The organism is Mycobacterium cookii (assembly GCF_010727945.1).
GTDB lineage: Bacteria > Actinomycetota > Actinomycetes > Mycobacteriales > Mycobacteriaceae > Mycobacterium > Mycobacterium cookii.
Window position 1 is genome coordinate 1,916,095 of sequence record NZ_AP022569.1, and the last position, 12,788, is coordinate 1,928,882.

Here is a 12,788-nt window from a genome sequence, read left to right on the forward strand (position 1 = left end):
GCCCGACCACCCCGGTCAGTTGGCAGACCACGGAATCGACCCTCCGAGAGTGCCTCGGCTCGAATCGGCGCAAGCGTTCACCGTGGTCCTCGTCGAGTCGCAGATCCTGCGGGTATGGCATGTTCCCCGCTTCGTCGCCGCCATCCCCGCCGTCATCGACCAAGCGATGACCCAACCCGGCATGGTCCGCTTCGGATTCAACATCTCCTGGTGGCGGCTGCGGTTCGACACCATTGCAGTGTTCGACACCGACACCGCCGCAGCAGAATTCGTCAGAGGCGGCGCCCACGGTGACCTCTCCCGGCGGCTCCACCACAGGCTAGGTCGGGTGCGCTCCCGTCACGGCGTGCTCGCCGGCCGCGACGTCCCCACCACATGGGCTGACGTCCCGCGCGCCCGGGCCGCAATGACGCTCACCACCACCTCCACAACGAGCACAACCACCGAGTCTCGCCCCTCCACGAAGTTCAGCCACACGCAGAAAGGCAGCACGCCATGACCAGGCCCCACACACCACCGGTCAAAGGCCAATTCGCGCCGACCCATCGACCCGGCGCCACAGGCATGAGCCGCCGCCAACAGCGCCTGCATGAGCGCTACGGCCCGTGCGCGCTGGTCACCGGCGCCTCCTCGGGCATCGGACGGGAGATCGCACGTCAGCTGGCAGCCTCCGGACTTGACCTGGTGCTGGTCGCCCGCAGCGCGGCGCCGTTGCACCAGCTCGCCGACGAGCTGATCGCCCAACATGGCATCGCCATCCAGGTGCTACCGATCGACCTCGCCAGCGGCGACGGCGTCGACGAACTCACTACCGCTACCACCAGCACCGAGATCGGACTCTATGTCGCCTCCGCCGGGTTCGGGACCTCGGGCCCGTTCCTCGACTCGACCCTCGATCAGGAACGCGACATGCTGCGGCTCAACTGCGAAGCCGTTCTCGCCACCAGCCTCGTGTTCGGCCGACGGTTCGCCGCACGCGGCCGCGGCGGCCTGGTCCTGCTCAGCTCGATCGTCGGCTTCCAGGGAACACCGAACGCGGCGCACTACGCCGCCACGAAGGCCTACGTCCAGACCCTTGCCGAGGCACTGCACGTCGAGCTGCGCGCGCACGGCGTGGACGTGCTCGCCGCCGCTCCCGGGCCCACCCACAGCGGGTTCGCCGACCGAGCCAGCATGACAATGAGTTACGCGCTGTCCCCGCAGGATGTCGCAAAGGGCACCCTCGCCGCACTCGGGCGCCGACCCACCGCACTACCCGGCCCGCTCAGCCGGGTACTCCAATACTCCCTGGCCCCACTGCCGCGCCGCGCCCGCGTCCGCATCATGGGCACGGTGATGGCCGGAATGACCGCCGACCATCAGCGCACCAAAGCACAGATAGCGGGCACCACGCCATAACAGTTACCGTCACTGCGCTCCCAACGACTAACCCCCACGTTCGTCAAGTCTCGTGGACCCGTGCTGTGGTGTTGGCGTCCTGGACCTACGGCTTGGGGTTGGGTGCGCAGGCGGATGACCGGCAGTTCGCGGTCGGTTTTCTGCTCGTAGTTCGCGAAACGTTTTGCGGTGCTGGTGATCTGGCGCCACGCAAGCTGGCGGGCGTTGCCGCTCAGCTGCTCGGCGCTGACCGCGATGGTTCCTGATGCGGCACGAACCGCTCACCGAAGCCTACGCAGACGCCCTGGTGGCACAGGCATTCCGCCGCTGAAAATGCCAGTCCTGCAACCACAGCGTGTAGTTGTAGCGCCGTGTGCCGCGCGGCGGCCCGGCTCGTTCACCAGTTCGTCCTCGACCATTGACATACCCGAGCTTGTGTCGTACCAATAAGACGTGACGACGACTTTGTCTCGCGAGCCTCGGTTCCGCCTGGCTACCGCCGAGACGTGGGGCGACCCGTGGCCGATGTACCGCGCACTGCGCGACCACGACCCGGTGCACCACGTGGTGCCGGCGCACAATCCCGACGGCGACTACTACGTGCTGACGCGGCACGCCGACATCTGGTCCGCCGCGCGCGACCACGAGACGTTCTCATCGGCAAAGGGCCTGACCGTCAACTACAACGACCTGGAAATGATTGGACTGCAAGATAATCCGCCGATGGTGATGACAGATCCGCCGGTGCACACCGAGTTCCGCAAGCTGGTGGCGCGCGGATTCACCCCACGCCAGGTGGAGGCGGTGGAGCCGAAGGTCCGCGAGTTCGTCGTCGAGCGTCTCGACCGGCTCATCGCCGACGGCGGCGGCGACATCGTCGCCGAGCTGTTCAAGCCGCTGCCGTCGATGGTCGTCGCGCATTATCTCGGTGTGCCGGAGGAGGACCGCGGACAGTTCGACGGCTGGACCGAAGCCATCGTCGCGGCCAACACCACTGAGGGCGGCATCGCGGGCGCGCTGGAATCGGTTGGCGAGGCGGTCGGCTCGATGATGGCCTACTTCACCGAGCTGATCGAAAGACGTCGCACCGAGCCCGAAGACGACACCATCTCGCATCTGGTATCCGCGGGTGTCGGTGCTGACGGCGACGTCGCCGGCGTGCTGTCAGTGCTCGCGTTCACGTTCACGATGGTGACCGGCGGAAACGACACCACCACCGGCATGTTGGGCGGTTCGGTGCAGCTCCTGCATCAGTGGCCCGACCAGCGGCGTGTGCTGGTCGAACAGCCCGAGCTGATCCCCGGAGCCGTCGACGAGTTCCTGAGGCTCACCACGCCGGCCCAAGCGTTGGCCCGCACCGTCACCCGCCACGTGACCATCGGTGACACTACTGTGCCCGCCGATCGCCGGGTATTGCTGGTGTACGGCTCCGGAAACCGCGACGAGCGCCAATTCGGTTCGGATGCAGGAGAACTCAACGTACAGCGCCGTCCCCGCAACATCTTGACGTTCAGCCACGGCGCCCACCACTGCCTGGGCGCGGCTGCGGCACGCATGCAATCTCGGGTGGCGTTGACCGAATTGCTCTCGCGTTGCCCTGATTTCGACGTCGACGAGGACAACATCGTGTGGGCCGGCGGCAGCTACGTACGCCGCCCGCTATCGGTACCGTTCCGAGTGATGTAGATGGCGGCCAACGACTGGCTCTCGGAGCGTCGCACCGAGGTGGCGGCCGACCGGATCCTTGACGCCGCCGCAGAGCTGTTCACCCGTCACGATCCCAGTTCGGTGGGGATGAACGAGATCGCCAAGGCCGCAGGCTGTTCCCGCGCGACGCTGTACCGCTATTACGAAAATCGGGAGGCGTTGCGCAATGCCTACGTCAGCCGCGAAACCCATCGGCTGTTCGAGGCGGTCGGCGACCAGATCAACGACGTCGAGGATCCGCGAGAGCGGTTGGTGGCCGGTATCGTCACGGCACTCCGTCTCGTCCGCGAAAGCCCCGCGCTGTCAGCCTGGTTCGCGACGGCAGCCCCGCCGATCGGCGCCGAGTTGGCCGAGCAGTCCGACGTGATCGCAGCGCTGTCCACCGCGTTCGTCGATTCGCTCGGCGCCGACCACCCGGCGAATGTGGCAGGCCGCAGCCGCTGGCTGGTCCGCATCATCACGTCGCTGCTGATCTTTCCCGGCCGCGACGAGGCGGACGAGAGGGCGATGCTGGCCGAGTTCGTCGCCCCGGTCGTGGTCCCCGTCGAGAAGGTCAGCTCCGCACCCGGGTGAGGCGGTGCAGCAGCCAGGCCGGCGGAATGGTGACTACCATCGTCGCCACGAACAGCCCTGGCATCGAGCCGGTGTACACGTGATCCCGCATGATGTAGACCATCGCGAATTCCATTGTTATCAAGTGGATCAGGAAGATCTCGTAGGAGATCTCCCCGAGCCACACCATCGGCCGGGTCGCAAGAAATCGCGAGTACCAGCCCTGGTTGCCCAGGGCCAGCGGCGCGACGGCGAGTCCGGCGATGGCTGCGTAGAACACCGCCTTGTACAACGCTTGCGACAGCCCGAGCGGCGACGTCGTCGGATCGCCGGCGATCGGCGTGGAGGCGATGACGTAGCAGATGGCCGCGAGCGGCAACGCGATGAACGCATAACACCGCACACCCATCTGCTGCAGCACCGTCAAGCTCATGCCGGCGAGAAACCAGATCAGGTATGTGGGTAACCAAAGCCGGGCGCCGTTGGGGATCGACGTTGTCAGATGCACCCCGACCAGCCACACCGGCGAGATCAGCGCCAGTGTGCCGATACCGAAAAGCAACAGCCGCGGCCGCCACTGCCGCCCGCACAGTACCACCAGTAGCAGGTAGGCCAGCAGCGGAAGAACCACGTAGAACGTGGCTTCCACTGCGAGACTCCACATTTGGGTCAGCCCCTGATGCAAGTATCCCCGGAGGTAATTGAAGGTGTAGATCTGCGTCAACGTCAGATTGCGGAAGAGCCCGAACCAGGTGTGGCCGGGGTTGGGCCCGGCGGTTCGGAAGTGGTAGATGACGTATGCGATCAACACCGTCACGACGTAAGCCGGCATGATGCGGCGGACCCGGTGCCAGGCATAGCGGCGGATCGACGGCTCGGCGCCGCCGGTGACAAGCGACTTCACCCACGGCCGGAACAACAAATACCCCGACAGCACAAAGAAAATCGGAACACCGATCTCCATCCGCGCGCTCACCAAGCCGAAATAGCCCTGGATGTACTTTCCGGTGGTGTACGCGGCGTGCGTCGCGACCACCAGGATTGCGGCAACGGCACGGATACCCGTCAATGACGCGACCCGGTCGGGTCCGGCGACCTGTTCCAGGCCGCCCTGGGCCGTGGTGTCGGCCTGGGTCATCCCTTGTGGTCCCGGCGTGGCCCGCCGCGGCCCCCGCCACGATTCTTCTCGTTGGCCCGATCCGGCTGCAGGTTGATCAGCACACCGGAAATACGGGTTTTTCCAAGCTTTTTCAGCGTCTCGCGGGACAACTTGGCCGGCAGCTCCACCAGCGAGAAATCCGGCCTGATGGTGATGTGGCCGAAGTCGCTGCGGTGCAAGCCTCCTTCGTTGGCGATCGCGCCGACGATCGACCCGGGGCCAACCTTGTGCCGCTTGCCGACCGCGATGCGATAGGTGGCAAAACCCTTCTTCGGACCGTCACCTGGGCCGCGGTCGAATTTGGCCGGCCGGTCCGGGCGCTCCTTGCGACGTTCAGGCGGCGGCTCCGGCGACAGCAGAAACGCTTCGCCGTCACGCAATTGCGCCGCCAGCGCCGCCGCGATATCGGCCATCGGCACGTCGTGCTCGCGCTCGTAATCGGAGACCAGACGGCGGAACAACTCGAGACCGGGCGCGCCAAGGCTGTCCGTGATCGAATCAGCGAACTTCGCCACCCGCTGGGCGTTGACGTCATCGACGCTGGGCAGCTGGGCCTCGATCAGCTTTGACCGGGTCGCCTTCTCAATTGACTTGAGCAGGTGTCGTTCTCGCGGCGAGACGAACAACAGTGCCGAGCCCGACCGTCCCGCCCGGCCGGTACGCCCGATCCGGTGCACGTAGGACTCGGTGTCGTGCGGGATGTCGTAGTTCAGCACATGCGAGATCCGCTCGACGTCCAACCCGCGGGCGGCGACATCGGTGGCCACCAGGATGTCGATTCCGTTGCCGCCACCTCTCTTGAGCGCGGCGATGGTCCGCTCACGTACGGCCTGCGGGATGTCACCGTTGATCGCCGCTGCGGAAAACCCTCGGGCGCGTAGCTTTTCGGCGACCTCTTCGGTGGCCTGCTTGGTGCGAACGAAGACGATCATCGCCTCGAACGGCTCTACCTCCAGCACCCGGGTCAGCGCGTCCATCTTGCGCGGCCCGGCGACCTGGATGAAACGCTGCGAAATATTTTCTGCCGTAGTGGTTTTCGCCTCGACCTTGACCTCGGTCGGGTCGTGCAGATACTTGTTGCTGAGCTTGCGGATCGCCGGTGGCATCGTCGCGGAAAACAAGGCGACCTGTTTGTATTCCGGCGTCTCGGCCAGGATCCGCTCGACTTCCTCGGCGAAACCCATCGTGAGCATTTCGTCAGCCTCGTCGAGCACCAGGTAGTCCACGTGGGACAAATCCAGCGTCCCGCGTTCGAGGTGGTCGATGACGCGGCCGGGCGTGCCGACCACCACCTGCGCGCCGCGCTTCAGGCCAGCCAGCTGCGTCGTGTAGGACGCCCCACCGTAGATCGGCAGCACGTTGATCTGCGGCAGGTGCGTGCCGTACCGGCTGAACGCCTCGGCCACCTGGAGCGCCAGTTCCCGCGTCGGTGCCAGCACCAGGGCCTGGGTGGCCTTGTTGGCGGTGTCGATCTTCGACAGGATCGGGACCGCGAACGCGGCCGTTTTGCCGGTGCCGGTCTGAGCCAGGCCGACCACATCCGAGCCCGCCATCAGCGCCGGGATCGTCGCTGCCTGGATCGCGGAGGGGGTTTCATAGCCGACGTCGACGAGCGCCTGCCGCACCGACGGGTGAATCTGCAGGTCGGCGAAGGTCACCGGGCCATCATCTGGGGAGTCCATGTCGGAAAAAAGTTTACGGGGTGATCGGCTGCCACTCGGCCACGCCTGCCGCTTCGACAGGGCTGGTCAAGGTACCGTGCGGCGTTGTGTGGACACGTCAGCGCCCTATCTGGCGACCGGTCGGTCTGGTCGCTGCCGCGGTGCTGGCCGCGACGCTGAGCAGCTGCGGATCAGGGGATTCGACCGTCGCCAAGACTCCGCAGGCCACGGCCCAACCGACCGCCACATCACACCCCGCCGCGTCGCCGCCTCCCGTCGCCGGAGCGACGCCGACCAGCTCGGCGCCGGTCGACCCGTGCGCGGTCAACCTGGCCGACCCCGCAATCGCCCGGGGAATCTCCGAGCTGCCCCACGATCCCCGCAGTCAGCAGCCGTGGAATCCCGAGCCGATGGCCGGCAATTTCAACGAATGCGCCCAGCTGTCCGCGGTCATCGTCAAGGCCAACACCAACGCCGAGAGCCCCAACACCCGGGCGGTGATGTTCCATCTCGGCAAGCTCATACCGCCGCAGGGCGTGCCCGACACCTATGGCTTCAACGGGCTCGACCTCTCGCAGTGCACCGGCGACACCGTGGCGTTGATGTACTCCGGCGGCATCGGCCTGCCCAGCGTGGTGAAGTTCCGCTGGAACGGCAACGGCGTGGAACTCGTCGCCAACGCCGGACGCTAGTCGGCGCGAGCGCCGCCTCTGATGGTCGGGCTCCTCCCCGGGCCGTCCGGCCCGCATCGTCGTCCGACGTTGTCGGTGTAGCCGCTTACAGTGGCTGCTGTGTTCTTGGCAGGCGATCGCATCATCTACAGCGCCTCGGATCTCGCATCCGCCGCCCGCTGTGAGTACGCGCTGCTGCGGGCGTTCGACGCGAAACTCGGCTGGGGTCCCGGCGTAGCCGTCGAAGACGAATTGCTCGCGCGCACGGCCGCTCTCGGTGACGAGCATGAGCGGCGCCGGCTCGACAAGTTGCGCGAGGCGCACGGCGGCGAGATGGTCGTGATCGGCCGTCCGGCATTCACCGTGGAGGGCATCGCCGCCGCCGCGGCGGCCACCCATCGCGCCGTCGACAACGAAGCGCCGGTGATCTACCAGGCCGCGATGTTCGACGGCCGCTTCGTCGGGTTCGCCGACTTCCTGGTCCGCCGCGACGGGCAGTACCAGGTGTCGGACACCAAGCTGGCCCGCTCGGCGAAAGTCACCGCGTTGCTCCAGATCGCGGCGTACGCCGACACCTTGCACCGCGCCGGCATTCCGGTATTCGGAGAGGCCGAGCTGATTCTGGGCAACGGCACAGAAGTCGGCTACCGCGTCGACGAACTGATCCCGGTGTACCTCGAGCAGCGGACCCGGTTGCAGCACCTACTCGACGAGCATCACGCCGGCGGCGCCCCGGTTCGCTGGGACGACGAGCGGGTGCGGGCATGTTTTCGGTGCCCGGTCTGCGACGAGCAGGTGCGTGCCACCGACGACCTGTTGCTGGTCGCGGGCATGCGGGTCAGCCAGCGCGCCAAGCTGATCGATGCGGGCCTTTCCACTGTCGCGGGTTTGGCCGCACACACCGGGCCCGTTGCCGACCTGGCCGTTCGCGCCGTCGACAAGCTGGTCTCGCAGGCCAAACTACAAGTACGTCAACGTGATAGCGGCACACCGCAGTACGAGGTGGTCGACCCGCAACCGTTGACCTTGCTGCCCAACCCCGACGAGGGCGATCTGTTCTTCGACTTCGAAGGTGATCCGCTCTGGACAGCCGACGGCGTCGATTGGGGCCTGGAGTATCTATTCGGCGTCTTGGAAGGCGGACGGTCGAGCACCTTCCACCCGCTGTGGGCACATGATCGCCCCGACGAGCGCCGGGCCCTGATCGACTTCCTCGCGCTGGTGGCCAAACGACGCAAGCGCTATCCGAACATGCACGTCTACCACTACGCGTCGTACGAGAAGACGGCGCTGCTTCGGTTGGCCGGCCGCCACGGCGTCGGCGAGGACGACGTCGACGACCTACTGCGCAGCGGCACGCTGGTCGACCTGTATCCGATCGTGCGCAAGAGCACTCGGGTCGGCGCCGAATCGATCAGCCTGAAGGCGTTGGAGCCGCTGTACATGGGCGCGCAGCTGCGGTCGGGCGACGTGACCACCGCCGCCGACTCGATCACGCAGTACGCCCGATACAGCGAGCTGCGCGGCAGCGGGAGGCTCGACGAGGCGGCGACCGTCCTCAAGGAGATCGAGGACTACAACCACTACGACTGCCGGTCGACCCGCGGCCTGCGCGACTGGTTGATGTTGCGGGCATTCGAATCCGGCGTCACACCCATTGGCGCACAGCCGGTTTCCGACAGCGGGATCATCGACGAGGCCGACCCGCTGGCCGACACTCTGCACGCGTTCACCGGCGACGCCGCCTCGGCTGACCGCACCCCCGAGCAGACGGCGGTCGCACTGGTTTCCGCCGCTCGCGGCTATCACCGCCGCGAGGACAAGCCGTTCTGGTGGGCGCATTTCGACCGGCTGAACTATCCCGTCGACGAATGGGCCGACGAGACGGACGTTTTCATCGTCAACGGGGCGACTGTCGCGGTCGACTGGGACCTCCCGCCGCGAAAGCGCAAACTGCAACGTCAGCTGCAGTTGACCGGCGAATTGGCCCGTGGCGTGCTCAACCGCGAGGTCTTCGCGCTCTACGAGCCGCCGGCACCGGCCGGTCTCACCGACAACCCGGATCGGCGGGCGGCCGGCCGCGCCGAGGTGCTCGAGGCCGACGATCTGGCCGCGCCGACCGACGTGATCATCTTGGAGCGAACACCCAAGGACGGCAGTACCTTTCATCAACTGCCGTTCGCTCTGACTCCGGGACAGCCGATATCGACGACGCCGCTGCGGGAGTCGATCCACGAGGTCGCCACGGCCGTCGCGGCCGGATTACCGCAACTGCCGCGCTCCGCGGTGTTCGACATCCTGCTACGCCGCCGGCCCCGCACCCGCAGTGGCGCAGAGCTGCCCAGAGCCGGAGATCGTGTCGACGACATCATCGCCGCCCTGCTCGACCTCGACTCGTCGTATGTGGCCGTGCACGGACCCCCAGGCACCGGTAAGACCTTCACCGGCGCACACGTCATCAAACGACTTGTCGCCGATCATGGTTGGCGGGTCGGCGTCGTCGCGCAATCGCACACCGTGGTGGAAAACCTGTTGCGCTGCACGATCGACGCCGGTATCGATCCGCTGCGCGTCGCCAAGAAGCGATCCGACCGCGAGAACATCGGCTGGCAGCAGATCAGCGAGAGCGAATACGCCGGATTCATCGCCGGCACAAACGGCTGTGTGATCGGTGGCACGGCCTGGGATTTCGCCAACCCGCGCCGGGTTCCGCCGGGCAGCCTCGACCTGCTGGTGATCGACGAGGCCGGCCAGTTCTGCCTGGCCAACACCATCGCGGTCGCACCGGCGGCCGCCAACCTGCTGCTGCTGGGCGACCCGCAGCAGCTGCCGCAGGTCAGCCAGGGCACCCATCCTGAGCCCGTCGACGGGTCCGCGCTGGGCTGGCTGGTCGAGGGTCACCGCACGTTGCCCGCCGAGCGCGGCTACTTTCTTGACCGCACCCATCGCATGCATCCTGACGTCTGCACACCCGTGTCGGTCCTGGCCTACGAGGGCAGGCTGCAGTCCAACGACGAACTCACCGCCGCGCGTGAGCTCAGCGGATACCCGCCCGGGGTGCACGTCGTGCGCGTCCACCACGAAGGCAACGCCACGGAAAGCCCCGAGGAAGCCGCGGCGATCGTCGACCACATCATGCGCATCATGGGCGCGGCGTGGACGACCGAAGACGGCACCCGGCCGTTGACGCAGGACGACGTGCTGGTGCTCGCGCCCTACAACGCACAGGTGGTGCTGCTGCGCCGGCACCTGGCCGAAGCAGGGCTCGGCGATGTCCGGGTCGGCACCGTCGACAAGTTCCAGGGCGCCGAGGCGCCAGTGGCCATCATCTCGATGACCGCCTCGTCGGTCGAGGACATTCCGCGGGGAATCCCGTTCCTGCTCAACCGAAACCGGTTGAACGTGGCAGTCAGCCGCGCACAGTACGCGGCCGTGATAGTGCGGGCCGAAACGTTGACCGACTACCTGCCCGCCGCACCCACGGGCCTGGTGGAACTGGGAGCATTCCTCGCCCTGACAGCGTCCGATTAATCGAGGTGCGAATGCCGTCCGTAACGCGGCCCGTCGTCCGGATCCGCTCGACGGCGCTCCCCGCGAGGCGGCGGGTGGTACCCGTTGCCCTTGTCGCCGCGGTCACCTGCCGGTCCTGAATGCCGCGGACGGTCGGTGCCGCCGCCGTAAGTGTCGATGTCGTCGAAGAACGGCTCGTCGAAATCCGGCACGCGGTCGATGGGGCGGTACTCGCGCGGCGAGAACTCCTCGACCGGCCGGAAACGCTGCTCGTCGTCAACATGCAAGCCGTTGTCGGCGAGCCCGATTGGCTCATCGTCCGGCTCGGAACCCAGGTCTTCCAGCAAGCTCTGCCACGACTCGACCGGTGCGCCGCGCCAGTTCTCGGCGGGCGACGGCCGGGGGTGGTCGACGTGTTTGGGCAGCGGTTCGGTTCTGTCCTCCCGGATAGGCGGCCGCACTGCCGCACGGGGCCGCCGAGGCGGGGCTGCGGGCGCGGGCGTCAACGTGTACTCCACGTAGTCGTCATCGTCGTCGAAGCCGCCTCGGATGCCGTCGTTCTCGAAACTGTCTGCGGCACTGGGCCTTACCCGAACGCGCCGGGTCTGCACGTCGCCGTGTTCGGATGTCGCGTCGTCGGCGCGTTGCTGCCGGCCGCGGCGCGCCGGCCCAGCGGAATCCAGCATGAACAACGCCGCCGCGACGCCGAACAGCGCGACGAACGCCGGCAACAACATCGACTGAGACATCGCGGTGGCGAACGGCTCGCGCAAGAATTCCGGTAACTGCAGCGCAGCGCCCTTGTCGCCTTGGGACCCGACCCCGTCGGGCATCGGTGGCAGGTGCGAGCTGATCCGCGAGGTCATGAACGAGGCCATGCCGGCGCTGCCCAGCACGGCCCCGACTTGACGCGTCGCGTTGTAGACGCCGGAACTGGCACCGGCCACCTGGTCCGGCAGGTTGCGCGTCGCCGTGGTCGCCAGCGGCGCCCAGATGAAGGCCATGCCGATACCCAGCACGAAGAACGGCAGAACCAGTTCCCAGATCGGCACGGTCGCGGTCATCACGAACGACAACCAGGTCACCCCGATGGCCAGCGCCGAGAAACCGAAGCCGACCAGCGGCTGCGGATGGACGCGGTCGATGATCCGGCCGACAAACGGCGCAAGCACACCGCTGGTGACCGCCATCGGCGCGGTCAGCAGGGCCGCGCGCGTCGGCGAAAGTCCGCACACCGCCTGCGCGTAGAACATCAACGGCAGCACCATCGCGGTGGCCACGAAGCTGATCACCACCACACCGACGTTGGCCAGGCTGAACCCGCGGTCGCGGAAGATACCAAGTGGAACAAGCGGTTCGTGGGTGTTCAGCGACTGCCAGTAGATGAAAGCGCTCATGAATCCGATACCGGCGACCAGTACCGCCCAGATCCACGGCGCCCAGCCGCCGGACTGGCCTTCCTGCAGCGCGAAGACGATCAGGAACATGCCGACCGCGGACAACCCCACACCGATCAGGTCGAAGCGGTGTTTGTGCGTGGGCAGCGACGGCACCAGCCAGTACGCCAGCCCCAGCCCGATGATGCCGATCGGAACATTCACGAAGAAGATCCACGCCCAGCCCAGCGCGTCGACCAGGATGCCGCCGGCCAGCGGCCCGACCAGCGTGGCGACGCCCGCGGTGGCGCCCCACATGCTCATCGCCACCCCGCGGCGCTCGGCCGGGAACGTGCGGGTGATCGTGGACAGGGTCTGCGGGGTCAGCAGCCCGGCGCCGATCCCCTGCACCATCCGCGCGGTGATCAGCATGCCGATGCTGCCGGACAACCCACACCACAGTGAGGCGAGCGTGAAGACGGCCAGACCGGCCAAGTAGAGGTTCTTCGGGCCGTACCGGTCGCCGAGTCGCGCGGCCACCAGCAGTGGGACTGCATAGGCCAGCAGATAGGCGCTGGTCACCCAGATCACCGTGTCGTAGCCGGTGCCGAGCTTGTTCATGATGCTCGGGTTGGCGACGGCGACGATCGTCGAGTCGAGCAGGATCATGAAGAAGCCGACCATCATCGCCCAGAGCGCGTTCCACGGGTTGACGTCGCCGACGCGGCCCGAAGCTGCCGGGCCGCCGCCCGCGCGCCGCCGAGCAGTCGCCACG

9 protein-coding genes are annotated in these 12,788 nt (G+C 67.0%); 6 read left to right on the plus strand and 3 right to left on the minus strand.

The genetic code is table 11. The annotated features are described in order from the left end of the window. Positions 1 to 49: 49 nt before the first annotated feature. The 4 genes from G6N27_RS09020 (at position 50) to G6N27_RS09040 (ending at position 3,657) form a co-directional block, all read left to right on the plus strand. On the plus strand, positions 50 to 499 hold the full coding sequence (locus G6N27_RS09020) for a hypothetical protein (RefSeq protein WP_163776031.1): 450 nt from the start codon (positions 50 to 52) through the stop codon (positions 497 to 499). Continuing rightward, positions 496 to 1,398: an SDR family NAD(P)-dependent oxidoreductase gene (locus G6N27_RS09025; protein WP_197746531.1), complete on the plus strand. Its 903-nt coding sequence runs from the start codon at positions 496 to 498 to the stop codon at positions 1,396 to 1,398. The genes G6N27_RS09020 and G6N27_RS09025 overlap by 4 nt, the downstream gene beginning before the upstream one ends. Positions 1,399 to 1,902: 504 nt before the next feature. Continuing rightward, entirely contained in the window at positions 1,903 to 3,063 is a 1,161-nt protein-coding gene (locus G6N27_RS09035; RefSeq protein WP_276044852.1) for a cytochrome P450, read from the plus strand. Next, positions 3,064 to 3,657, plus strand: coding sequence for a TetR/AcrR family transcriptional regulator (locus tag G6N27_RS09040; RefSeq protein ID WP_163776033.1), 594 nt, complete (start codon positions 3,064 to 3,066; stop codon positions 3,655 to 3,657). Here the strand turns inward: G6N27_RS09040 and G6N27_RS09045 are convergent. Both G6N27_RS09045 and G6N27_RS09050 read right to left on the minus strand, forming a co-directional pair. Continuing rightward, positions 3,638 to 4,774 carry an acyltransferase family protein gene (locus tag G6N27_RS09045; protein WP_163776034.1) on the minus strand — a complete coding sequence of 379 codons (1,137 nt, stop codon included), beginning with the start codon at positions 4,772 to 4,774 and terminating at the stop codon, positions 3,638 to 3,640. The genes G6N27_RS09040 and G6N27_RS09045 overlap by 20 nt on opposite strands. Continuing rightward, a complete protein-coding gene (locus G6N27_RS09050) occupies positions 4,771 to 6,477 on the minus strand; it encodes a DEAD/DEAH box helicase (protein ID WP_163776035.1) in 1,707 nt (568 codons plus the stop codon). Before G6N27_RS09050 ends, G6N27_RS09045 begins: the two co-directional genes overlap by 4 nt. 86 nt (positions 6,478 to 6,563) lie before the next feature. Here G6N27_RS09050 and G6N27_RS09055 point away from each other — a divergent pair, with 86 nt between their 5' ends. Both G6N27_RS09055 and G6N27_RS09060 read left to right on the plus strand, forming a co-directional pair. Beyond that, the gene (locus G6N27_RS09055) at positions 6,564 to 7,148 is read left to right on the plus strand and encodes an LppP/LprE family lipoprotein (protein ID WP_179963363.1); all 585 of its coding nucleotides are present in this window, start codon (positions 6,564 to 6,566) and stop codon (positions 7,146 to 7,148) included. Between the two features lie 99 nt (positions 7,149 to 7,247). Continuing rightward, positions 7,248 to 10,658 (plus strand): TM0106 family RecB-like putative nuclease, encoded by a 3,411-nt coding sequence (locus tag G6N27_RS09060; RefSeq protein ID WP_163776036.1) that lies wholly within the window; start codon positions 7,248 to 7,250, stop codon positions 10,656 to 10,658. Here the strand turns inward: G6N27_RS09060 and G6N27_RS09065 are convergent. Then, the gene (locus G6N27_RS09065; protein ID WP_372513010.1) at positions 10,655 to 12,787 is read right to left on the minus strand and encodes an MFS transporter; all 2,133 of its coding nucleotides are present in this window, start codon (positions 12,785 to 12,787) and stop codon (positions 10,655 to 10,657) included. The genes G6N27_RS09060 and G6N27_RS09065 overlap by 4 nt on opposite strands. Between the last annotated feature and the right edge of the window lies 1 nt (position 12,788).